Source organism: Comamonas sp. 4034, assembly GCF_050434545.1.
Classification (GTDB): Bacteria; Pseudomonadota; Gammaproteobacteria; order Burkholderiales; family Burkholderiaceae_C; genus Comamonas; species Comamonas odontotermitis.
Map to the genome: position 1 here is coordinate 124,158 of NZ_JBNDIT010000003.1, position 21,767 is coordinate 145,924.

The 21,767-nt window shown below is 63.8% G+C and carries 20 protein-coding genes and 1 pseudogene; 4 read left to right on the forward strand and 17 right to left on the reverse strand.

All coding sequences use genetic code 11. From position 1 onward, the window contains the following. The first annotated feature begins 66 nt into the window (after positions 1-66). Positions 67-516, forward strand: a complete 450-nt coding sequence (gene rnhA / locus ABIE32_RS04795; protein ID WP_224152051.1) for a ribonuclease HI — start codon at positions 67-69, stop codon at positions 514-516. Between the two features lie 187 nt (positions 517-703). Here rnhA and ABIE32_RS04800 read toward each other — a convergent pair whose 3' ends face one another. From ABIE32_RS04800 to ABIE32_RS04830, 7 genes are all read right to left on the reverse strand, one after another. After that, the gene (locus tag ABIE32_RS04800; protein WP_224152052.1) at positions 704-1,417 is read right to left on the reverse strand and encodes a Crp/Fnr family transcriptional regulator; all 714 of its coding nucleotides are present in this window, start codon (positions 1,415-1,417) and stop codon (positions 704-706) included. A gap of 410 nt (positions 1,418-1,827) precedes the next feature. Then, positions 1,828-2,712: a DMT family transporter gene (locus ABIE32_RS04805; RefSeq protein ID WP_429014423.1), complete on the reverse strand. Its 885-nt coding sequence runs from the start codon at positions 2,710-2,712 to the stop codon at positions 1,828-1,830. Positions 2,713-2,785: 73 nt separating this feature from the next. Beyond that, entirely contained in the window at positions 2,786-3,427 is a 642-nt protein-coding gene (locus ABIE32_RS04810; protein WP_429014425.1) for a LysE family translocator, read from the reverse strand. Positions 3,428-3,679: 252 nt separating this feature from the next. Further along, positions 3,680-5,182 (reverse strand): PepSY domain-containing protein, encoded by a 1,503-nt coding sequence (locus ABIE32_RS04815; RefSeq protein ID WP_429014426.1) that lies wholly within the window; start codon positions 5,180-5,182, stop codon positions 3,680-3,682. A 4-nt stretch (positions 5,183-5,186) separates the two neighbouring features. After that, on the reverse strand, positions 5,187-7,457 hold the full coding sequence (locus ABIE32_RS04820) for a TonB-dependent receptor (RefSeq protein WP_429014428.1): 2,271 nt from the start codon (positions 7,455-7,457) through the stop codon (positions 5,187-5,189). A 343-nt stretch (positions 7,458-7,800) separates the two neighbouring features. Then, on the reverse strand, positions 7,801-8,151 hold the full coding sequence (locus ABIE32_RS04825; protein WP_429014429.1) for a DUF2946 family protein: 351 nt from the start codon (positions 8,149-8,151) through the stop codon (positions 7,801-7,803). A 141-nt stretch (positions 8,152-8,292) separates the two neighbouring features. Further along, on the reverse strand, positions 8,293-8,928 hold the full coding sequence (locus ABIE32_RS04830) for an FMN-dependent NADH-azoreductase (protein ID WP_429014431.1): 636 nt from the start codon (positions 8,926-8,928) through the stop codon (positions 8,293-8,295). Between the two features lie 308 nt (positions 8,929-9,236). On the opposite strand from ABIE32_RS04830, the gene ABIE32_RS04835 reads away from it, so the two are divergent. The 3 genes from ABIE32_RS04835 (at position 9,237) to ABIE32_RS04845 (ending at position 11,711) form a co-directional block, all read left to right on the forward strand. After that, positions 9,237-10,163, forward strand: a complete 927-nt coding sequence (locus tag ABIE32_RS04835) for a LysR family transcriptional regulator (RefSeq protein WP_224152609.1) — start codon at positions 9,237-9,239, stop codon at positions 10,161-10,163. 81 nt (positions 10,164-10,244) lie between these two features. Then, a complete protein-coding gene (locus ABIE32_RS04840; RefSeq protein WP_429014433.1) occupies positions 10,245-10,964 on the forward strand; it encodes an RBBP9/YdeN family alpha/beta hydrolase in 720 nt (239 codons plus the stop codon). A gap of 102 nt (positions 10,965-11,066) precedes the next feature. Beyond that, positions 11,067-11,711: a trimeric intracellular cation channel family protein gene (locus ABIE32_RS04845; RefSeq protein ID WP_224152059.1), complete on the forward strand. Its 645-nt coding sequence runs from the start codon at positions 11,067-11,069 to the stop codon at positions 11,709-11,711. Positions 11,712-11,794: 83 nt separating this feature from the next. On the opposite strand, the gene ABIE32_RS04850 is transcribed toward ABIE32_RS04845, so the two are convergent. From ABIE32_RS04850 to ABIE32_RS04895, 10 genes and pseudogenes are all read right to left on the reverse strand, one after another. Further along, a complete protein-coding gene (locus ABIE32_RS04850) occupies positions 11,795-12,865 on the reverse strand; it encodes an alcohol dehydrogenase (protein ID WP_224152060.1) in 1,071 nt (356 codons plus the stop codon). A 305-nt stretch (positions 12,866-13,170) separates the two neighbouring features. Next, on the reverse strand, positions 13,171-13,671 hold the full coding sequence (locus ABIE32_RS04855) for a disulfide bond formation protein B (protein WP_429014616.1): 501 nt from the start codon (positions 13,669-13,671) through the stop codon (positions 13,171-13,173). Between the two features lie 182 nt (positions 13,672-13,853). Continuing rightward, a complete protein-coding gene (locus ABIE32_RS04860) occupies positions 13,854-14,987 on the reverse strand; it encodes a sulfate/molybdate ABC transporter ATP-binding protein (RefSeq protein WP_429014435.1) in 1,134 nt (377 codons plus the stop codon). A gap of 26 nt (positions 14,988-15,013) precedes the next feature. Continuing rightward, complete coding sequence (cysW, locus tag ABIE32_RS04865; protein WP_429014436.1) at positions 15,014-15,991, reverse strand: sulfate ABC transporter permease subunit CysW; 978 nt, start codon at positions 15,989-15,991, stop codon at positions 15,014-15,016. 3 nt (positions 15,992-15,994) lie between these two features. Continuing rightward, positions 15,995-16,867 (reverse strand): sulfate ABC transporter permease subunit CysT, encoded by an 873-nt coding sequence (cysT, locus tag ABIE32_RS04870; protein ID WP_224152061.1) that lies wholly within the window; start codon positions 16,865-16,867, stop codon positions 15,995-15,997. Positions 16,868-16,945: 78 nt separating this feature from the next. Then, positions 16,946-17,950, reverse strand: a complete 1,005-nt coding sequence (locus tag ABIE32_RS04875) for a sulfate ABC transporter substrate-binding protein (RefSeq protein ID WP_224152062.1) — start codon at positions 17,948-17,950, stop codon at positions 16,946-16,948. Positions 17,951-18,241: 291 nt separating this feature from the next. Further along, the gene (locus tag ABIE32_RS04880) at positions 18,242-18,946 is read right to left on the reverse strand and encodes a glutathione S-transferase (RefSeq protein WP_429014617.1); all 705 of its coding nucleotides are present in this window, start codon (positions 18,944-18,946) and stop codon (positions 18,242-18,244) included. Between the two features lie 48 nt (positions 18,947-18,994). Beyond that, positions 18,995-19,948: pseudogene (locus ABIE32_RS04885) on the reverse strand (rhodanese-related sulfurtransferase); the annotation flags it as partial. Between the two features lie 133 nt (positions 19,949-20,081). Further along, a complete protein-coding gene (locus tag ABIE32_RS04890) occupies positions 20,082-20,612 on the reverse strand; it encodes a DUF3617 domain-containing protein (protein ID WP_224152063.1) in 531 nt (176 codons plus the stop codon). Between the two features lie 173 nt (positions 20,613-20,785). Beyond that, on the reverse strand, positions 20,786-21,667 hold the full coding sequence (locus ABIE32_RS04895) for a LysR family transcriptional regulator (RefSeq protein ID WP_224152064.1): 882 nt from the start codon (positions 21,665-21,667) through the stop codon (positions 20,786-20,788). Positions 21,668-21,767 lie beyond the last annotated feature (100 nt).

Sequence of the window (21,767 nt, forward strand, 5' to 3'; positions counted from 1 at the left end):
CGCCATTCCTTCCTGAAAACCGCTTATAGTTGCCGAACTGACAGTGGCATGCGCCAAGGAGCTGGTTTGAACCAAGTTGTGATTTATACGGACGGTGCCTGCAAGGGCAACCCCGGGCCTGGCGGCTGGGGCGCATTGCTGCGCGCTGGCCAGGCAGAGAAAGAGCTGTATGGCGGCGAGTTGAACACCACCAACAACCGCATGGAATTGATGGCCGTCATCCAGGCGCTCGAAGCGCTGAAGCGCCCTTGTGACGTGGCGCTCTACCTGGACAGCCAGTACGTGCGCAAGGGCATCACCGAATGGATTGCCGGGTGGAAGGCCAAGGGCTGGCGTACCGCGAGCAAGGAACCGGTGAAAAATGTCGACCTGTGGCAGCGCCTCGATGCGCTCGTTCACGGCGGCGCGCACCGCATCAGCTGGCATTGGGTCAAAGGCCACGCCGGGGACCCGGGCAACGAGCGAGCCGACAGCCTGGCCAACAAGGGCGTGGATGTAGCGCTGGGTCGGGCTTGATTCAAGTCATATTTTACGAAGGAGCAGCCATGGGACGGGCAATGCAGATTCTGGCAGTGATCGGAGTGGTAGCTGCGCTGTACGTGGCCTACCGCTACGGTATCTTTTAAAGAGACGAGCGCTTATCCAACGTAACAAAGCCTGATGACGAAGGTCATCAGGCTTTGTTTTTTGAGGGATGCGCCGCTTACTCGGCAGCGGCAATCCGGCGCAGCGCGTCCGTATCGCGCACGATCAGGCCGGAGGGCTCGATGCGGATCGACGATTCACGCTCCATCGACTTGAGCTCCTGGTTCACGCGCTGGCGCGACGCGCCCAGCAACTGGGCCAGCTCTTCCTGCGCCAGTTGCAAGCCGATGCGGGTCTCGGTGCTTTCCTTGCCCGGCACGCCGTAGCTGCGCGAGAGGTGCAGCAACTGCTTGGCGAGGCGCGCGCGCAGCGGCAGCGTGTTGAGGTCTTCAACCATGCCGTACAGGCTGCGGATGCGGCGCGCATGCATGCGCGAGAGCGCCTGGTAAAACTCCACATGGGTCTGCAGAATGCGCTGGAAATCGGCCTTGCTCACGCATACCAGGGTGGTTTCACCGTGGGCGTACACATCGTGCGTGCGGCTGTCGTCGTCAAACAGGCCCACATCGCCAAACCAGGTGCCGGGCTCCACATAGGTGAGCGTGATCTGCTTGCCCGTGAGCGAGGCAGAACTCACACGGGCCGAGCCGCGCGCCACCGATACCCATTCCTCCGGCGTATCGCCGCGCGAGAAAATCAGCGCGCCGTCCTTGAAGCGCTTGACATACGCACAGCGCAGGATGTCGTGGCGCAGGGTGGGTGAAAGCGTCTGAAACCACCGACCGGTGTTGATGGCTTCGCGTTCTTCTTGCGTGAGGATGGGATCGTCCATGGCGTGTCGTCTCAGTGACTGAAGTTCTTTGTTTTGTCGCTTGCGCGACGGTCACGCTCGAATGTAAGGCATTGCCGGTGAATTGTTAATTGTCGTCTGACATCGTAGGAGGGCCGACAAAGGAAAATTTCCCCATTTGGGGGCCGTTATTCAATCGGGAAATAGCGTAATTTGTATACCGGTAGTGCGCTTCCAGCTATTAGTTTTGAGAATGGGTTTTCCCTAGGTGCGCCAATGGTGAAGAGAGCCTTCTGCATCGGTGAAGGGTCGGTGATGGCGCAACAAATCAGTGGGGTTTTGCGGCAGGCCACCACGCAGCGGGCCATTTGCTGGCAGTGGCTGTCAGCGGCGTGTCAGTGCACGCTGCTACCGCAACCGCTCACATACATCAGGAGGCCACGCCTGCGCGATCAGGCAGCCGCGCCTGCGCGGCGGCGCCGCTGCTGCTGCCACAGCTCGATCAGCACCACCGCCAGGCCCGCCAGGCAGATGAGTGCCATGCCGGCCGCAGTGGTTGCACCCGGCAATTGGCCAAACACCAGCCAGCCCAGGGTGGTGGCAGAGACGATCTGCAGGTAGTTGAAGGGCGCCAGCAAGGTGGCGCTGGTCTTGCTGTACGCGGTGATCTGCAACCAGTGGCCCGCAAAGCCGGTGAGCCCCGTCGACAGCAGCAGCGCCCATTGCCAGGGGCTCAGGTCGAGCGTTTTCCAGAAAAACGGCAAAAGGGCCGTCAGCACGATGGCGCCCAGCAGTCCGCCGTAGAAATTGCTGGTCAGCGGGTCATCGCCCGCCACGCGGCGCGTGCTGATCTGAAAGAGCGCAAAAGTAGCGGCGGTGATGGCGCCCCAGATCGCGCCTTCAGTCGACAACTGGCCACCCGGCCGCACCACGATCAGCATGCCGATAAACCCCAGCAGCACGCCTGCCAGGCGGTGCCAGCGGGGCCGCTCGCCCAGCAGCCACGGCGCCAACACCATCACCAGCAGCGGCGCCATGAAGTTCATCGCCGTGCCCTCGGCCAGCGGCACCAGGCTCAGCACATGGAAAAACAGCAGGGTGGTGGCAATCATCAGTACCCCGCGCTGCAGCTGGCGCGGCAGCGACTGGGTCGTGAACAGGCTGCGACCGCGCCTGGGCAACACAAAAATCGCCATCAGCACCACGTGGCCGACATAGCGAAACCACGACACCATGAGCACCGGTACGCCCGCCATCACCAGCAGCTTGCCGCTGGCGTCCAGGCTGGAGAGAATCCACAAACCGCACACATGCAGGGCGATACCGACGATATTCATGGCTTTGCAAGGCCTTAGCGCAAGACGAGGGCGGCATTGTAGCTATGAATTTTGTAGTCGCCTGTCCGCTGCGTTACGCCTGTGGGCCGAGGAGATCGCGCAGCGCCATGACAAGGCCTGCCACGCCAATCAACAGCAGCAGCCATGACGAAACCTGCAGCAAAAGGCGCTGCAGGCGCGGTGACACGAGTTTGCGCATGGCCAGGGCCAGCATGCTCAGTACCGAGAAATCCAGCACGATCCACACCACCGTGAGCAGCACCAGGCTCGGCCCCACCTGCGGCATCACGCCGCTGAACTGCGGCAGAAAGGACGAGAAGAAGATGATGTCCTTGGGGTTGGAGATGGCCAGTGCAAAGCCGCGCCCAAAGCCACCAGGGAGGGCACTGCCAGCAGCAGGCAAGGTGCCCGAGGCGGGTAACCGTGCATCGCGCTGCATGTCCCACGCCATTTTGCAGATATACAGGCACCCGAGCAGCCGCACCAGGGCAAACACTGCTGGGTGGATCACCAGAAAGCCCTGAATCAGCAAGGCCGCCAGTGCAATCAGAACCAGCGACGCCAGATTGGTGCCAGCAATGGTAGCCAGCGCCGGGCGCATTCCCGAGGAAAGCCCGGTCTGCACCACGAGCAGTGTGACGGGGCCGGGCGTGGCGAGCAGCGAGACGACGGACGCGGCATACAGGGCCAGCAATCCCCATTGGATATCGGTCATGAATCGGATTGAAAGAGGTAGGGAGCGCGCTCGGGCTTGGAAATGGCTGGAGCGCATGGTGTGGCGCGGCCATGTACGGGCGCGGATGCGCGCTGCGTCAGCGGTGTGCCTTTGTGCGTTGAAGAATTCGCTATTCTATTTTTGAATAGCGAATTCTAATGGTGAATTTGGAAAACTCGCCATACGCCATGACCCTGCGGTTGAAGTCGCAGGGTTGTCTGGAGGCAGGCTCACTCAGCCACGGCTACAGCGCTAGCGGCGCAGCGTTGCCCGCAGTCTGCGCCAGCCCACCACCACGCCGGTGGCGCTGAGCAGCAGCCCGCCTAGGCTCAGCACGATCAGCAATACATCCCACAGCGGGCGGCGCTCCAGCAGCGGCAGCCAGTCCCAGCTGTGCAGCATGGCAAACAGCCAGCGGTTGGCGCGGCGGTGGCTGTCGAGGCTGCCCAGAACCGCTCCGGTGCGCGGATCGACATGTACCCAGGTGCGGTTGGCGTCGTCAAACACCACGCGCCAGATGGGCAGGGGCTTGTCGCTGCCGCCCGTCATGCTGTGTTCGGTGCGGGTGTAGTAGTACAGGTCGTAGGCGCTCAGTGTGTCGATGCGCGCCACGGGCGCAGCCAGCAGGCGGGGCAGGGCAGCGCGCAATGCGTCGGTATCCACATGCCAGGGCTGCGCCGTGCGGGCATCGAGCAGTTGCGCGGTGGTGCTGGCGCCATAGGCCTGTACCACGGGCTGGCCCAGTACCATGGTCCAGCGCAGCTCGCGCGTGCCGGGGCCTGCGGCCTGCAGCAGTTGCTCCGGGGTGGCGCTGGCGCCCAGGTCTGCCAGTGCCTTGTCATGCAGCGCGGCTGCCTGCACGGGAGGCGCGCCGCTGCTCAGCACCTTCCACGGGTTCATCGACATCAGGCCGCTGAAGATCCAGGTGAGGGTGACGGCGGCAAACAGCAGACCGCTGATGTGGTGCCAGCGCATCAGGCGGCCGGGGTAGGGCGTGCGGCGTCCATTGCGGTAGCGGGTGCCAAAGCGCCAGCGCATCACCCCCACCACGCTGCCGGTGATGGCGCCTGCGATGCCCAGGATGGAGAGCCACACGACCGTATCGTTCCAGTACTTGTCGAGCACGCCGCCGCGCAGCGGATAGAGCCAGTGCAGCCAGGCGCCCGCATAGTTCCAGGCGCGCTCGCTGCGGGTGGCATCGCGCACCACATCGCCCGAGGGGCCCGATACATAGAGCCAGGTGCCATCGGCCAGCGCCACCTTGTGCAGTGGCCGGTGGGCATCGAGCGCGCGTGAATGGGTGGCTGCGTCTTCCTCCAGGGCACCCAGGTACGTGAGTTGGCCGCCTCCGCCCGCCCAGGCTGCAGCGCTGGCGAGGGCCGTGGCTTCGTCGGCGGCAGGCAGGACGCGGCCGGTGCGCGCATCCACCACCACAGTTCCCGCGCCTGCCTTCTGATGCACACCTTTTGCCGGGGTGAGCTGGTAGACCGGCTGGCCTGCGCGGCTGGCGGACAGCCGCAGCTCCCCCAAGGGCTGCTGCCACCCGGCCAGGTGGAGCGCCTGCCGCGGTGGCAGAAGCCCCGCCTCGGCCTGGAGGGCAGGCAGGTGGGCGAGACGTTCGTGCGAGGTGAGCTTGGGGTAGCCCACGTACATCATCACCACGCCCGATACGAACCACATCGCAAACAGCAGGCACAGCGCAATGCCCAGCCAGCGGTGCGTCACATACCACCAGCGCTTGAGGGATCGTGCCATGGCCTCAGAACCTCACGCACAGCGTTACATCGGCCGTGCGCGGCGCGCCCAGGTAGGCCATCGTGCCCACATTGGCGGCGTAGACCTTGTCGGTCACGTTGCGCACGCGGGCGACCACGGTGGTGTTGCGGCTCCATTGGTAGCTGGCGCCCAGGTCGAGCAGGGTGTAGGCGCTCCAGGTCTGGGTATTGGCGGCATCGGCATAGACCTTGCCCACATGGCGCAGGCCGGCGTTGAACTGCCACCGCGGGCCCGCGCGGTAGGAAGTCCACAGGTTGGCGACCACGCGCGGCGTATTGGTGGGCGTCTTGCCTGCGAGCGATATGCCGCCCTGCGTGAAATCGTCGTACTGCGCATCCACCAGCGCCACATTGCCTTGCACCGACCAGGCCCGGGTGGGCTGCAGGCCCATGGCCAGTTCCACCCCGCGCGACGACTGCTGGCCCACCAGCAGCGTCTGGCTCGGCTGGTTCGGGTCCTGCGTGGCGATGTTGTTGCGCTGCAGGTGGTAGAGGGCCACCGTGGCCGTGCCCTTGCCCTGCCAGAAATCCAGCTTGCTGCCCAGCTCCACCTGGCGGCCGGTGGTGAGGGCGCTGTTGTTGCGCACGTCGGCAAACGATGCGGTGGTGAGCACGCCCGAGGGCGGATCGGCCGCTGTGGCGTACTGCGCGTACAGGTTGGCGCCCGGTGCTACATCCCATACCAGGGCGAGGCGGCCGGTGGTGGGCTGGTAGCTGCGCGAGAATTCGGCCGGGTTGGTGGCAGTCACTTCACGGCGGTTGGTCAGGTCCAGATCGATGCGCTCGTGCCGCAGTGCGCTCACCAAGTGCAGGGTGGGCGCGAGCTGGGTGCGGTTTTCGGCGTACAGCGCCACGGTGGTCACGCGGTTTTCGCGGTCCGGGCGAAAACCCGGTGCCATGCCCGGAATGTCGAAGAAATGCTCGGTGCTGAAATCGTACGGATCGACGGTGCTGACGGTGGTGGACAGGCTATTGGGAAAGCGCGTCTGCCGGTTCACGCTCACATCCAGGCCAAAGGCCCAGTCACTGCGCAGGCCTGCCAGCTCGCCCTGGTACTGGCCATCGATGCGGTTGCCCACCAGCCGCTGCTGGTGGCGCTGCAGCAGGGGGGACGAGCGCAGCACGGCGGTGTTGTCCGGGTTGAAGCGGTAGACCTCCACATTGCGGTAATCGCGCAGTGCGTCGTAGGCGTAGAAGGTGTTTTTCAACTGCAGCCGGTCATTCACCCGCCAGTCGGTCAGCGAGCGCAGCCACTGCACCCGCTGGGCGTACAGGCCGTCCTGGCTGTTGTAGTTCTTGAAGCGCGTGCCCGGGTCGATCCGCAGCGTGCCCACCATGGGGTTGAGCAGTGGCGTACCCCAGTAAGGCCGGTCCACTCGCTCGTGCTGGGCTTCGTAGGCCAGGGTGTGGGTGACGCCGCTGCCCAGGTCCGACAGCAGCGAGGCAGCCAGCTGCGTGGCCTCGGCCCGGGTGCCTTGCGTCCAGCCATGGGCGTTGCGGTGGTTCAGGTCCAGGCGCAGGTAGTGGTCGCCAGCGCCCGTACCGTCGCCTGCCACGCGCCGGTTGATGCCGACGGACGCTTCCTTGGCGGCGTGGCTGCCCAGGCGCAGCTGGCCTTCGCTGAAATCGCTGCGCTCGGCCAACTTGGTGATGATGTTGATGGTGCCGCCCACGCCCCCTGCGCCATACAGAAAGCTGCTGGCGCCGCCGATGGCTTCGACGCGGTCGTAGATCCAGCTGTCCACCGGGCGCGCTGCAATGCCGTATTGCACATTGATGCCGTTGAAGAGTTGGTTGAGCGAGCTGCCGCCAAAGCCGCGCCAGCTCACCCCGACGTTTCCGGGCGCATCGTGCGCGGTCACGCCGGGAATGCTCTTGAGCATCTCCTGTGTATTGGTGGCGCCTCGCTCTTCGATGGTCGCGCGGTCCACCACCGTCACCGCAGCCGGTGTGTCGCGCACCGTCAGGCCCAGGCGGCTGCCGGTGGCTGCAGGGGCGCCCAGGTTCAGCGTGCCATTGAGGCGCTCGGCACTGCCTTGCACCGTGACGGTGGGCAGTTCTGCTTCATGGGCGGGTGTTTCAGGAGTGGAGGCTGATTGCGGTTGCGATGGAGATTGCGCGCTGGCTGCAAGGGGCAAGGCGCCCAGCGCCATCCAGGCCGCCACGCCAAGGGCCGAAAAAGCAACGCCATGGGGCGCGCGCAAAGCGGTGCGGGCTGGCGCAGGCGGCGCAGCCACAGAGATCAGGGAAGACATGGTTCATCCGGGTAAAGCAGGGCGCAGCCACGCACAGCGGCAGGGCCCGGTTGGTTTCAGGCAGGGGAAACGGCTTTAGAACGTGTTTACGATCTCTACGCAGCCGCGTTGGAGTGCAATTGGGATGAGTTCGAAGCGCTGGGCCGCAGCTTGCACCGGGGTGCAAGCAAGGGCGAGCGCGAAGAAATCGCCCGATTTCACTCCAACCCGTAGGGACAGTGGCTTTGCGGGCGGTCTGCGTCGTTGCAGCGCTTGCCAATAGCTGGCTATTGGCTGCGCACTGCGCCTCGCATCCCATCCCGCAAAGCCGCTGTCGCGGCGCGAGGAGATCGTAAACACGTTCTTACACGGACGGAGGCGGCCCGCGCGGGGGCAGCGGCGCCCCCACCACGGCTGCAAGACGCGCGGCAACAATGGGCTGCGCGGCCCGGCCCAGCGGCTGGGCCTGGGGGAGCTGGGGCATGGTATCGACCCCGGGCAGTGCCAGCGTGGTCAAACACATCGGGCAATCGAGGTGGTGCGGCGCCAGCGCGCTGTCGCCCACCACCACCAGCTTCATGTCACCGCTGCTGGAGCAGACCACATCCCACTGCTGTGGCGCGACGATGGGCGAGGCCATGCCCACGCCCAGCGTCAGCGCAAACCACACCAGCACGAGGCGGGCGGTCAGGCGGAGTGAGCGAAGGGCTTGCATGGCGCCGCATTATGCAGGATGAGGGGGGCAGTGGCAAAAAAGCCGCCGGGCAATGCCGGGCGGCCAAAAAACTGCCGCAATGGGAGCGGCAGCGTGCGCGGGGGGGCGGAGGGGCTCGCCACCCCGGGCATTTCGTCAGCGTCAGGCGGCTTGTGCTTCCAGAACAGGCGTGGCCACGGCACGGGCGATCTCTGCCTGGCCATTGGCGATGCCGGCGGCACGGGCCTCGGGGCCCATGCCCAGGCCTTCGGCGCGCACAAACTGCACGTCGGTCACGCCGATGAAGCCGAAAATGGTCTGCAGATAGGTTTCCTGGTGCTCCATGGCGCGGCCCGCTTCGGTGGCCGAGTACTGGCCGCCGCGCGATTCCACCACGATCACCTTCTTGTCGCCTGCCAGGCCTTCGGGGCCGTTGGCGGTGTAGCGGAAGGTGCGGCCCGCCTGCAGCACGCGATCGATCCAGGCCTTGAGCTGGCTTGGAATGGTGAAGTTGTAGAAGGGCGCGCCCATCACCACCACGTCGGCAGCGAGGAACTGGCTGACCAGCTGTTCGCTGATGGCGTTCTGCGCGCGCTGCGCTTCGGTTGTGGCCTGCTGGCCAGTGCGAAAGCCCAGGGCATCTTCATTCAGGTGGGGTGGCGTGTTCACGGCCAGATCCAGGTGCTCCACCTCGGTGTTGGGGTGAATGGCGACCCAGGCCTTCACGGTCTCCGCTGTCAGTTGGCGGGATACGGAGTTGGCGCTCAGGATGGACGAATCGATGTGCAGCAGTTTCATGGTCTCAAAAATAGAGTCAAAGATGGAAATAAGCGGGCTTGCCGTCGCGGCAGCATGCTGCGCCTTGACCTAGAAATTCTGTCAGGTTTGCCTCGCGCAATTGACCCGTAAAAAGGAAATAGATTGTTCTATTTTTAGAACCATGGTGGCAAAATCTAGCCAACTGTCTTGGCCACGCGCCGCGTGGGTGCGATGCGGTGCAGTGCTTTGCATTGGTATCGATTTCGCTATTAAAAATGTAGCTTCTGGCGCTTTTCTATATTGAGTTTCAAGGCATTCTTATTCATTGTTTCTGAGCCACCACCATGATGCACGACCTCAATGACATGTATTACTTTGCCGAAGTGGTGGAGCGCGGCGGCTTTGCTGCTGCGGGCCGCGCGCTGGGCATTCCCAAATCGCGCCTGTCGCGGCGCATTGCCGAGCTGGAAGGCAAGCTTGGCGTGCGCCTGCTGCAGCGCACCACGCGCCGCCTGTCGCTGACCGACGCGGGGGAAACCTTTCTGCGCCACTGCCAGTCGGTGCGGGAGGCCGCGCAGAACGCGCAGGCCGCCATCGAGCAGACCCAGCGCGAGCCATCGGGCACCGTGCGTGTTTCATGCCCGGTCACGCTCAGCCAGGGAATCGTTGGTGCGCTGCTGCCGGAGTTTCTACGCCGCCACCCCAAGGTGCGCATCGAAATGATGGTGAGCAACCGCACCATCAACCTGCTGGAAGAGGGGATCGACGTGGCGCTGCGGGTGCGCGTGTCGCTCGACGACAGCGGCAGCCTCGTCGTCAAGCGCCTGGGCATGACGCGCCAGGTGCTCGTGGCCAGCCCCGAGCTGCTGGCCATCCATGGTGAGCCCACCTCGCCGCAGGATCTGGGCACCAAGCTTCCCACACTGGCGCTCAACAGTGCCGATGGCCACTCCACGCTGCAACTGCAGACCAGCGCGGGCGAGCCCATGGTGCTGCACCACCAGGCGCGCTATGTGGCCGACGATCTGGTGACGCTGAAATACGCGGTGATGGACGGCATCGGCGTGTACTGGATGCCCGACTACATGGTGCGCGAGGAGTTGGAGCGCGGCGATCTGGTGGAGGTGCTCAAGGACTGGCGCTTGCCGGAAGGCATCTTCCACGCAACTTTCGTGTCGCGCCGTAACATGGCACCGGCGCTGCGCGTGTTTCTCGATTATCTGGGCGAGAAACTGCCGCAGCAGCACCCGCGCCTCATCAACCGGCTGGCGTAGGTGCTTTCAAATATCAATTAGGTATAACAAAACAAAAAATAATTCGTTGTGGTTTGAAGGGCTGGGCCGGACAATGCGCCCATGTCTGTCTCCGCTGCCGCTGGCTCCACGGGCTTGAAAGCCGCCCGCACCGCACTGGAAGGTTCCGCCTTGCTGGCGCGCCCGCTGGTGCGCGGCGCCTCGGCTGAGAGTGCCAGAGGCGCTGAAGACAACGGCGCGGATGTGGGCGCTCAGCCTGTGACGGTCATCATCGTGCCGGGCTGGCGCAATTCCGGCCCTGGCCACTGGCAAAGCCTGTGGGCCGAGCGCATACCAGGAGCGATCCGGGTGCAGCAACTGGATTGGGCCAAACCCCACCGCGCCGCCTGGGCAGCCGCCGTGCAGCAGGCGATTCTGGGCGCGCCGCATCCCGTGGTGATTGCAGCGCATTCGCTGGGCTGCATTGCCAGCGTGCATGCGCTCGCCAGCCTGCCGCCCGAGGCCCTGGCACGTGTGGCGGGGGCCCTGTTCGTGGCGCCGGCCGATCCGGAGCGCCGTGCGCTGTTTGAGGATTTCAGCCCCGTGCCAGCGCAGCCGCTGCCGTTTGGCAGCATCGTGGCAGCTGGCAGCAACGATCCCTATTGCCCCATCCGCATGGCCAGCGCCTATGCCAAAAGCTGGGCCAGCACCTTTGTGCGGGTGCCCGATGGCGGGCACATCAACATCGAATCGGGCCACGGCGAATGGCCGCTGGGCTGGGCCCTGCTGGGCGCCCTGGTGGCGCAGGCACGGGTGCGGGCGCCCATACGGGCGGCGGCCTGAGTTGCTGGCTGGCCTGCAAAGCGGGCGCCTTGCCTGTCTCGCGCTTGCGACACAGGGGCAGCACGGGCGTGCATTTGCTGGCGTTGCGCCGACAATGCCGCCATGGCCATCAACACGCCCCAGATCATTGACACCGCCCGCCAGGTGCTGGAGATTGCGGCGACCATTGCGTTTGCGCTCTCGGGGGTGATCAAGGCCGCGCACAAGAAACTCGACGTGGTGGGCGTGTGCGTGGTGGCCTTCATTGCAGCGTTCGGTGGTGGCACCCTGCGCGATCTTCTGCTCGACCAGCGGCCCTTCTTCTGGGTGCGGCACGAAAACTTCGTCTGGGTCGTCATGCTGGTGAGCCTGCTGGCCGTGGGCTTCATGCGTCAGCGGCACTTTGCAGTCACCGAGCGCGCCATGCTCTGGCCCGACATGCTGGGCCTGGGCCTCTTCGCTGCCGTGGGCGTGGACATGGCGGCAGAGCAGGGCATGTCGCCACTGATGTGCGTGATGATGGGCGTGATCACCGGCGTATTTGGCGGCGTGCTGCGCGATGTGCTGTGCGGCGAGATTCCGCAGGCCTTCCGCGACCACCAGCCCTATGCCGTGTGTGCCTTCATCGGCGGCTGGGTGGACATCCTGCTGCGCAACTCCCCGGTGCCGGAGATGGCACCCATGCTGGCCTGCGTGTTCGTCACCGCAGGATTGCGTGCCATTGCCCTGTGGCGGCAGTGGCGCCTTCCGAGCTGGCGCGTGGAGTGAGAGACCAATGGCCGTGTTGCGTTGAATAAAAACCACCGCTGCACGGTGGTTGGTGAAGAGAGGATGCAGCGAGGCGCAATGCGTCAGGCCGCTTCTCCTTCTGGCGTCAGCACGAGGCGCCCCACGGCCTTGCCCTGTTCCAGCGCCACAAGCGCTGTGAACGCCTTGCTGAAATGCATGCAGGTGGTGGGCACCGGGCTCAGGTTCTTGTCCTTGACCAGCTGGATCAGCTCCTGCAGATCGCGCAGGTTGCCTACGTAGGTACCCTGGTAGGTCAGCGCACGGATGGCGTGCGTGGGGGTTGGCAGGTCCACATGGCCGCCGAACAGGCCAATCTGCACCAGGTGGCCGCCCTTGGTGAGCAGGTCGATACCGGCCTGCACAGTCTGGCTGGAACCCACGCAGTCGATGATCGCCCAGACGGCGCCGCCAGCGGCTGCCTTCACATCGGCCAGGAAGGTGGGCGACTTGGGGTCGATCACCGTGTCGGCACCGGCTTTGAGCGCCGCTTCGTGCTTGCTCACGTCAGGCTCGATCACCACCACGCCTGCGCCGCCCATGGCTTTCATCAGCAGGATGGCCATGAGGCCCAGGCCCCCGGCGCCAAACAGTACGATCTTCTCGTCCTTGAACACCTGCGGGTCAATCTTCTTGATGGCACTGTAGGTGGTGAGGCCCGAGCAGGCATAGGGCGCTGCGCGCTCGGGCGGCATGTCGCCAATATCGACCAGGTAGTAGGCGTGCGACACCAGCACATGGTCGGCATAGCCGCCGGGCTGGTACACGCCCATCGATTTGCCTGCAAGGCACAGGTTCTCATCACCACGCTTGCAGACCTTGCACTGGCCGCAGCCGTGCCAGGGGAAGACCACGTATTTCTTGCCCACTTCCACGCCCTTGGCGTCGGGGCCCACGGCGATGACTTCACCGGCAATTTCGTGGCCCATGGTGAGCGGCAGCTTCATGCCACGGTCGGCCATCGACAGCTTCTTGCCATTGCCCAGGTCGTACTCGCCATGCCAGATGTGCAGGTCCGAGTGGCACACCCCCGCTGCCTCGATGCGCACCAGCACCTGATCGCCGGTGGGCACTGGGGTTTCGCGCTCGGTGCGCACCAGGGGTTCACCAAAGGCGGTGACTTCGTAGCTGATCATGGACTGTCTCCTTCGTAGTCGAATCGGTAATGGTGCGACCCGCTTGCGGGCCTTGCAACAATTGATGGTAGTGCCAGCCGCCCTGCGGAGAAACTGCCCCGGTGCCGCACCAGTCACCTAGGGGATAAAGCGGTGCGGGCGATTTTGGTCAAGAAGTGGTTGAAGAGTACCCATGGCGGTTGCCTGGTGCCATGGACTGGGCCACCCAAGGTGTTTTTGCAGGCGCAATGAAAAACGCCCCTTGCAAGGGGCGTTTGGTGTGCGTGCGATGGGTGTGTGGCTAGCGCTCTCTGCGCCAGGTTGCATCAGCGCTTGGCTTTGAAGATGGCCAGCAGCAGCACGATGAAGAACATCGTGAAGGCCACGAACGACCAGTTGGCGATGGAGCCGCCCAGGAAGGTCCAGTCAATCGCCGTGCAGTCGCCCGAGCCACGGAAGATCATGGGCAGCGAACGGCTGATGGGGTAGTTTTCGATCATGCCGTAGAAATCGCGACCGCAGGTTGCAAACTCGGGCGGATACCACTGCAGCCAGCTTTGGCGGGCAGCGGTAAAGGCGCCAAAACCGGCAAACAGCACCGCCAGCCAGGCAAAGCTCTTCCACCAACCTGCGGTCGATGGCTTCAAGCTGCCGATCAGCGCAAACACGCCAACGGCAATGAGGCAGTAGCGCTGAACGATGCACATGGGGCAGGGCTCCAGGCCCACCACATGCTGCAGGTACATGCCAAAGCCCAGCATGGCCGCGCAGGCCACAAAAATCAGCGCCAGGGTGCGGCGCGGTGCGTTCCAGATCCAGTTCACGATGTTGTTGTCCTTGTTGCTGCCTTATCGGGGCGAGCCCGATATCCGGCCATCTTAAGCGAAGCGGTCAACTCCGCTCAACCCGTCACAGACAGGCAGTTGAGGCAAGGCAGGAAACCTTGTTGCAGCAATGCAGCAGCGGGGTTTCAGCAACAAAGCATCAAAAGGGCAGTGACCAGGCCAGATTAGATGTTGGCAGCGTAATCGACGAAAACCTTGGCTTGGCGCGGTGTCACCACCAGCGTTTCGCCTTCCTTGAGGCCCATGGCACGGTATTGCTGCGCAGGAATCTGCGCTTCAATCAACCGTTCTCCATCGGCACCCTGGGCTTGGTGTCCGTTCGTTGGAATAAGTTCCAGGCGCGCAATCGGCCCCACGACAATGGCACGGTCAAGTTGGGCGATGATGCCGCGCGGGCGGCCCTGGGCGTCCTTTTCCTGGCCGGGCGAGTAGCGCTCCACGTCCAGCTCGTGCGGGCGCACGTAGGCCAGGGTCTGGGCGCCGTTGGCTGCATTGGAGGCAGCCAGCTCGGGCGAATCGATCTGAACGCCGCCTTCGACCACGGTGTGGCCGTCCACGGCGCGGCCGTGGAACAGGTTGACATCGCCCAGAAAGCCGTAGACGAAGGGGCTGGCGGGGTGGTCCCACACCTCCTGCGGCGTGCCGCTCTGCTCGATTTGCCCCTTGTTGATGACGACCACGCGGTCGGCCACCTCCAGCGCCTCTTCCTGGTCGTGGGTGACGAAGATGCTGGTGACGTGCAGCTCGTCGTGCAGGCGGCGCAGCCAGCGGCGCAGCTCCTTGCGCACCTTGGCGTCCAACGCGCCAAAGGGCTCGTCGAGCAGCAGCACCTTGGGCTCCACGGCCAATGCGCGGGCGAGCGCAATGCGCTGGCGCTGGCCGCCCGAGAGCTGCGAGGGGTAGCGGTCGGCAATCCAGTCGAGCTGCACCAGTTTGAGCAGGCTCATCACCTTTTCCTTGATCTGTGCTTCGCTGGGGCGTTCCTTGCGCGGCTTGACGCGCAGGCCGAAGGCGACGTTCTCGAACACCGTCATGTGGCGGAACAGGGCGTAGTGCTGGAACACGAAGCCCACGTTGCGGTCGCGCACATGCACGTCCGTCGTGTCTTCGCCGCTGAACTGGATGGTGCCGCTGTCTGCGGTTTCCAGCCCGGCAATGATGCGCAGCAAGGTGGTCTTGCCGCAGCCCGAGGGGCCGAGCAGCGCAATGAGCTCGCCCGACTGGATGTCGAGGCTCACGTTGTTCAGCGCCTGGAAGCTGCCAAACGACTTGGAGATGTTTTGGATTTCGATGCTCATATCCAAACTTTCAAAATTTTATATATTCAGGTGGCCACGGCGCTGTCATCGCGTGGGCGCTCGGGGGGCAGGCTGGCGGCGGCCTGGCGGTCCTTCTCGGCCCGCCACTCTGCAAAAGTCTTGAGCACGAGCGTGACCAATGCCAGCAGTGCCAGGAGCGAGGCCACGGCAAATGCGGCCGACGACTGGAAGTCGGCATACAGGATTTCGACCTGCAGCGGAATGGTCACCGTCTGGCCCCGGATCGCGCCCGAAACCACCGAAACGGCCCCGAACTCGCCCATCGCACGGGCATTGCACAGAATCACGCCGTAGATCAGGCCCCACTTGATATTGGGCAAGGTTACCTTCCAGAAGGTCTGCCAGCCGGTGGCGCCCAGCACGATGGCGGCTTGTTCTTCGTCGCTGCCCTGGGCCTGCATCAACGGGATCAGCTCGCGGGCGATGAAGGGGAAGGTCACAAAGATGGTGGCCAGCACGATGCCGGGCACGGCAAAGATGATCTTGGTGTTGTGCCCCTCCAGCCAAGAGCCGAACCAGCCGTTGGCGCCAAACAGCAGCACATAGGTGAGGCCCGCCACCACGGGTGATACCGAGAACGGCAGATCGACCAGTGAGGTGAGCAGTGCCTTGCCCTTGAACTCGAACTTGGCAATGGCCCAGGCTGCCGCCACGCCAAACACCAGGTTCAGCGGTACGGCGATCAACGCCGTCAGCAAGGTGAGCTTGATGGCCGACCAGGCGTCGGGCTCGGTCAGCGCCGCCACGTAGGTGTCCCAGCCTTTGCGCAGGGCTTCCACAAACACGGCCAGCAGCGGCAGCACCAGAAAGACGAGCATGAAGACCAGGGCCGCGCCAATCAGGCTCCAGCGCACCCAGCGCGGCTCGGTGACCGTGCTGGTGGGCTGCGGGCCCTCACGGTGCGATACATACAGGTAGCTGGCGATCACCGCGCCCAGCACGGCCACCACACCGGCCAGTAGATACAGGTACATGGGTTGCATGGTTCAGATCCCCGCGCGTTTGCGTTGCCAGCTTTGCAGGCCGTTGATGAGCAGCAGCAGCACGAACGAGATGACCAGCATCACCATGGCAATGGCGGTGGCGCCAGCGTAGTCGTGCAGTTCCAGCTTGGCCATGATGACGAAGGGCGTGATCTGCGACTCCATCGGCTTGTTGCTCGAGACGAAGATAACCGAGCCGTACTCGCCCACGGCGCGTGCAAAGGCCATGGCAAAGCCGGTCAGCAGGGCCGGGCCGATGGCGGGCAGGATCACCTTGTAGAAGGTCTGCCAGCGCGAAGCGCCCAGGCTTCCTGCGGCTTCTTCCAGCTCTTTCTCGAAATCTTCCAGCACGGGCTGCACGGTGCGCACCACAAAAGGCAGGCCGATGAAGATCAGCGCAATCACGATGCCCACGTTGTTGAACACGAGCTGGATGCCCAGCGGCGCAAAGTACTGGCCGATCCAGCCGTTGTCGGCCAGCAGGGCGGTGAGCGAGATGCCCGCCACGGCCGTAGGCAGCGCAAAGGGCAGATCGACCAGCGCATCGATGATCTTCTTGCCCGGAAAGCTGTAGCGCACCAGCACCCAGGCGATCAGCATGCCAAACACCAGGTTGACCACGGCGGCAATGGCCGAGGCGCCAAACGTGACCTGGTAGGCCGACACGGCGATCGGGTCGGAGATGACTTTCCAGAACTGCGCCCAGGTCAGCTCAAAGGTCTTGACGAGCAGGGTGGCCAGCGGAATCAGCACGATGATGCTGAGGTAGAAAATGGTGTAGCCCAGCGTGAGGCCAAAGCCCGGCAGCACGCGCCGGGCAGCACCCCGGCGGGAGGCTGGCGCGGCGGTGGCCGGGGCAGTGAGTGCAGCAGACATGAATCGCAGTCCGGTATTTACTATGAATGCAGGAGCGCATAGCGCCCGACTGGCGGGCGCTATAGACAAAATTGACTCTTACTTCTTGTCGCCGGTGAACAGCTTGTCAAACTGCCCGCCATCGCCAAAGTGGGTCTTCTGCGCTTCGCCCAGGCTGCCAAAGTACTTGGCGACCGTGAACTGCTTGATCGGCTTGAACACGTCGGCATGCTTTTTCAGCACGGCTTCGCTGCGGGGGCGGATGGCGTGCTTGGCCGCAATTTCCTGGCCCTCGTCGGAGTACAGGTAGTCCAGATAATCCTTGGCCAGGGCGCTGGTGCCCTTTTTCTCGACGGTGCGTTCAACCACCGCCACAGGGTTCTCGGCTGTCACGCTGACCGATGGGTACACCGCATCGACCTTGCCCTTGCCGAATTCGCGCTCGATGGAGACGACTTCCGACTCGAAGGTGATCAGCACGTCGCCCACATTGCGCTGCAGGAAGGCGGCGGTTGCGTCGCGCCCGCCCTTGGCCAGCACGGGCACGTTCTTGTAGAGCTTGCTGACGTAGGCTTGCGCATCGGCGTCCGAGCCGCCCTTCTCACGCACCTGGCCCCAGGCGGCTAGGTAGGCGTAACGGCCGTTGCCGCCCAGCTTGGGGTTGACCACGACGACCTGCACGCCGGGCTTGACGAGGTCATCCCAGTCCTTGATGCCCTTGGGGTTGCCGTTGCGCACCAGGAACAGCATGGTCGATGTGGTGGGCGATGCATCGTTGGGGAACTTCTTGGTCCAGTCCTTGGCCACCACGCCCTTTTCGGCGAGATACTCCACGTCGGTCGTGGTGTTGAAGGTGACCACATCGGCGGCCAGCCCTTCGGCCACGGCGCGAGATTGCGCGCTCGATCCGCCGTGCGACTGGTCTACCTTCACATCGATGCCCTTGGTCTTTTTGTAGTGGGCGATGAAGGCGGCGTTGTAGTCCTTGTAGAACTCGCGCGCCACGTCGTACGACACGTTGAGCAACTGGTTCTGGGCCAGGGCCGAACCACTGGCCACCACGGCAGCCGCTACCAACAAAGACTTGATTCCACCGAATTTCATGTTCTGCTACCCGCTTGTATGGATTGATGTAGCAAATTGTGGACTTCTGTTTTTAAAACTCAAACGAATATATTCTTTTTTATTTATGGTGTTTTTGGAATATAGAACGGGTGAGGTGTGGATGCGCCCTTGGGATGCCGCCAATCGTGAAGACCGAGCGGGAGGGCTCTGACCCCGTTTTTGGTGCTGGTTTCGGGTTCAAACGGGTATCAAATGGCATAAAAAATAGCTGCAAGCGCCCAACCATCAAGCGCCAGCAGCTATTTATTTTGTAGTGTGAACGCCGCCGAGTCAGGCGGATGCCTGGCCTTCCAGCGTATCGGCGTCTGCGGGAAACAGCACACCTGCTTCGTCCGGGTGCCAGGCGGGGTACTTGTTCATCACCTGTTCAAACAGGGCAGAGTCGGTGAGGCGCGTCACCCATGCTTGCAGATGCGGCCAGGGCTGGGCCTGCCAGGCGGCTTCGTCGATACCGGCGAACTGGCGCACAAAGGGGCGGATCGCCATGTCGGCCAGGCTCGGGTCGCGGCCAAACAGGTAGCCGGTGGCAGCAAGCTGCTCGTTCAGCCCCGAGAGGAAGGCTCGGGCGGCGTCTTGTGCAGCAGCGGCGTCCGCTTCGGGGTGGCGGTTGGGGTATTTGCAACGGTCCAGTGCCTGCTTGAACTCGCCATCATTGCGGGCAATCAGGGCGCGCATGTCGTCCATGCTGCCTGCCGTGGGGGCGAGCCAGCCGTCCGGGTCGTTCTGGCCAAGCGCCCACAGCATGATGTCCAGACTTTCGTCGATGACCGTGCCATCGGCCAGCACCAGCACCGGCACGGTCGCCTTGGGCGAGGCGGCCAACAGGGCCGCAGGCTTGTCCTTGAGCACCACCTCGCGCAATTGGCACTCTACGCTCGCCTGGGCCAGGGCAAGGCGCGCGCGCATGGCATAGGGGCAGCGGCGGAAGGAGTAGAGCACCGGCAGGCCCTGCAGGGCGGTGAGCTGCTCGGCCATCTTCTGCTGGCGCGGCTGCTGCGAGCTGGCCTGCGTATGGCCCAGGTGCGATTCGCCACGCGCGGCGGCCAGATCCATCTGACGCTGGCGCTCGGCCAGGGCGGCTTCCTGCTCGGGCGTGCGTGTGCCATGGCAGTAGGGGCAACTGACGCCGCGCACATAGTGGGGGTGCTGCATGTCCGCCTCGCCCAGGGGCATGCGGCAACTGCGGCATAGCTGGTGCGGGCCGCGCTGCAGGCCGTGGCCCACCGAGACGCGCTCGTCAAACACAAAGCAGTCGCCCCACCACATCGATGCGTCCTGCGGAATCTCTTCGAGGTACTTGAGGACGCCGCCCTGCAGGTGGTAGACGTTGTCAAAGCCCTGCGACTTCATGTAGGCGGTGGATTTTTCACAGCGGATGCCGCCGGTGCAGAACATGGCAATCTTGTCCTTGCCATGCAGCACGCCGCCCGGCTGCGATTGCTCGGCCACCCATTGCGGAAACTCGGTAAAGCTCTTGGTGTGCGGGTTGATCGCGCCTTCAAAGCTGCCAATGCCCACTTCGTAGTCGTTGCGCGTGTCTACCAGTACCACATCGGGCTGGCTGATGAGGGCATTCCAGTCTTCGGGTTTGACATACTGGCCGGCATTCAGCGCGGGGTTGAGCTCTGGCACGCCCAGCGTGACGATTTCGCGCTTGAGGCGCACGCGCATGCGGTAGAAAGGGTTGGCGGCCGCAAAGGCCTCCTTGTGCACCAGATCGGACAGGCGCGCATCGCGCTTGAGCCAGTCCAGCACCGCATGCACATCATCGGGCAGGCCAGCAATGGTGCCGTTGATGCCTTCGTGGGCGAGCAGCAGCAGGCCTTTGACCTGGCGGGCGTCGCACAGGTCTTGCAGGGGCTGCTGCCAGTCCGCGAACTCTGGCAAATCGATGAACTGGTAAAGCGCGGCGGTAAGGTATTGCTGGGACATGGGGCCAAGATGATAGCGCCCGGGCCGTGCTGGGGTGGTCTGCATGGTTTAAAAGCCGCCCAGCCTGCCACGCTATCTGCCACTGGTTTGCGCTGCATCGAACGGGCTTTGATTGTCAGTTGACGGCAACGAAAAAGCCCGGCAAGGCCGGGCTTGGGTGCGCGAGCGTACGGGCAGCTTATTTGGCCTGCAGCCCGGTGATGTCGTAGAAGTTGATCTTGTTGCCATCCGGGAACATGCGGTCGCCGGGCTTCATGCCAGCCGGGCAGGCACCCATGTATTCGCCCTTGATGTTGCGCGTGGTCTCGACGATCTGGCCGTCGGGCATCTGCTGTTTGGTGACCGAGAGCACATGGAAGTTGGTCTGGAAATCGCCGGTGATCTTGCGGCTGGTTTCGATGCGCTGTTCGGTCTGGCCGACCTTGCAGTTGGAGGTGAACTGCCAGCCATTGCTGTCCTTGTTGCTGCCTGTCTGGCACTGCTGGACGTCGTGCTTGGCCTTTTGCAGCTCACGGGTCTTGTAGAAGGTGTCCTTGTCCATGCAGTCCTGGAACGTCACGGTCTCACCGGTCTGGTCGGTCGAGCTGACCTGCCAGTGGCCGGACTTTGGACGGGGCAGGTCTTCGATACCGCCGGTGGAGGCGCAGCCTGCAGCCAGCAAGGCAGCGGCAATGACCGACAGGGAAGTGGTGTAACGGATGGGTAGCATGTGATCCTCTCAAGGTGAGCCATCCCGCAGGGGATGTTTTTGCTAGGGTGTTATGTCTTGATCCTAGGAGACCCGCTGGCAGCACTCTGTCTGACGAGTGCCGCCTCTCGTGTAGGAGAGGGGAGCGGGCTGAACCGACTGTAACTGAATTTGCGGCGCTTTCCGGGAAGGTTTTAAGCGCTGTGCAATTCATGGCCTTGGGTGCATTGCTGCTGCAGCCAGGTCTCGAAAGTCTGCAGGGCAAGTGAGGGCGCGCGTGCCTTGGGCTGGGTCAGCCAGTAGCTGCCGGTGTCCAGCGTCTGGGGAAAAGGGGCGATCAGGCGGCCTGCCTGCACGTCACGGGAGAACAGGCGCATGGGCAGCAGGGCCACGCCCAGCCCCTGGGCAGCGGCCTCGGCCAGGGTCAGCGACGAATCAAACACCGTGCCGCGCAGTGCAGGGCATTCCATGTCCGCATGGCGGAACCAGTCGTTCCATTCGCCCGCGCGGTAGGAGCGCAGCAGGGTTTCGCGGGCCAGATCGGCGGGTTGGGAGAGGCGCGCGGCGATGGCAGGGGCGCACATGGGCGTGAGCGGGGCATGCAGCAGCAAGGTGGCAGCGGTGCCATGCCAGGCGCCATCGCCAAAGCGGATGGCGCAATCGAGCCCTTCACCGGCCAGATCCACCCGGTTGTTGTGGGTGAAGATGCGCAGGTCGATGAAGGCGTGGGCTTCCTGCAGAGCGCGCAGCCGGGGCAGGAGCCAACCGACGGCAAAGGTGCCGACCACGCCGACCGACAGCACCTCGCGTGGGCGCCTGTCGTGTACCTGCTCCAGTGCGCGGGCAAGGCTGCCGAATGCGCCGCTGACCACGGGCACCAGGGCCAGGCCTTCGTCGGTCAGCGCAAGGCCGCGCGGCAGACGGCGGAACAGGGGCTTGCCCAGCTGTTCTTCCAACTGGCGGATGTGCTGGCTCACCGCTGCCTGGGTGACGTGCAGCTCCAAGGCTGCCCGGGTGAGGTTGAGGTGGCGGGCGGCGGCTTCGAAGGCGCGCAATGCGTTCAGCGGCAAATGCATTTGGTATAAGTTTTTCTATGGGTTCTTCTTGGTTTTCATCGTTGGTCAAAGGGGCCTATTCCTTATAAATTCACATCATCCTCAACGAATGATTGATTTT

Excerpts from the sequence above, each read along its gene's own strand:
- ABIE32_RS04800 (WP_224152052.1), bottom strand. The coding sequence starts at position 1,417 with ATGGACGATCCCATCCTCACGCAAGAAGAACGCGAAGCCATCAACACC.
- ABIE32_RS04805 (WP_429014423.1), bottom strand. The coding sequence starts at position 2,712 with ATGAATATCGTCGGTATCGCCCTGCATGTGTGCGGTTTGTGGATTCTC.
- ABIE32_RS04810 (WP_429014425.1), bottom strand. The coding sequence starts at position 3,427 with ATGACCGATATCCAATGGGGATTGCTGGCCCTGTATGCCGCGTCCGTC.
- ABIE32_RS04815 (WP_429014426.1), bottom strand. The coding sequence starts at position 5,182 with ATGGCACGATCCCTCAAGCGCTGGTGGTATGTGACGCACCGCTGGCTG.
- ABIE32_RS04820 (WP_429014428.1), bottom strand. The coding sequence starts at position 7,457 with ATGTCTTCCCTGATCTCTGTGGCTGCGCCGCCTGCGCCAGCCCGCACC.
- ABIE32_RS04825 (WP_429014429.1), bottom strand. The coding sequence starts at position 8,151 with ATGCAAGCCCTTCGCTCACTCCGCCTGACCGCCCGCCTCGTGCTGGTG.
- ABIE32_RS04830 (WP_429014431.1), bottom strand. The coding sequence starts at position 8,928 with ATGAAACTGCTGCACATCGATTCGTCCATCCTGAGCGCCAACTCCGTA.
- ABIE32_RS04835 (WP_224152609.1), top strand. The coding sequence starts at position 9,237 with ATGCACGACCTCAATGACATGTATTACTTTGCCGAAGTGGTGGAGCGC.
- ABIE32_RS04840 (WP_429014433.1), top strand. The coding sequence starts at position 10,245 with ATGTCTGTCTCCGCTGCCGCTGGCTCCACGGGCTTGAAAGCCGCCCGC.
- ABIE32_RS04845 (WP_224152059.1), top strand. The coding sequence starts at position 11,067 with ATGGCCATCAACACGCCCCAGATCATTGACACCGCCCGCCAGGTGCTG.
- ABIE32_RS04850 (WP_224152060.1), bottom strand. The coding sequence starts at position 12,865 with ATGATCAGCTACGAAGTCACCGCCTTTGGTGAACCCCTGGTGCGCACC.
- ABIE32_RS04860 (WP_429014435.1), bottom strand. The coding sequence starts at position 14,987 with ATGAGCATCGAAATCCAAAACATCTCCAAGTCGTTTGGCAGCTTCCAG.
- cysW (WP_429014436.1), bottom strand. The coding sequence starts at position 15,991 with ATGCAACCCATGTACCTGTATCTACTGGCCGGTGTGGTGGCCGTGCTG.
- cysT (WP_224152061.1), bottom strand. The coding sequence starts at position 16,867 with ATGTCTGCTGCACTCACTGCCCCGGCCACCGCCGCGCCAGCCTCCCGC.
- ABIE32_RS04875 (WP_224152062.1), bottom strand. The coding sequence starts at position 17,950 with ATGAAATTCGGTGGAATCAAGTCTTTGTTGGTAGCGGCTGCCGTGGTG.
- ABIE32_RS04880 (WP_429014617.1), bottom strand. The coding sequence starts at position 18,946 with ATGGCCGAGCAGCTCACCGCCCTGCAGGGCCTGCCGGTGCTCTACTCC.
- ABIE32_RS04890 (WP_224152063.1), bottom strand. The coding sequence starts at position 20,612 with ATGCTACCCATCCGTTACACCACTTCCCTGTCGGTCATTGCCGCTGCC.
- ABIE32_RS04895 (WP_224152064.1), bottom strand. The coding sequence starts at position 21,667 with ATGCATTTGCCGCTGAACGCATTGCGCGCCTTCGAAGCCGCCGCCCGC.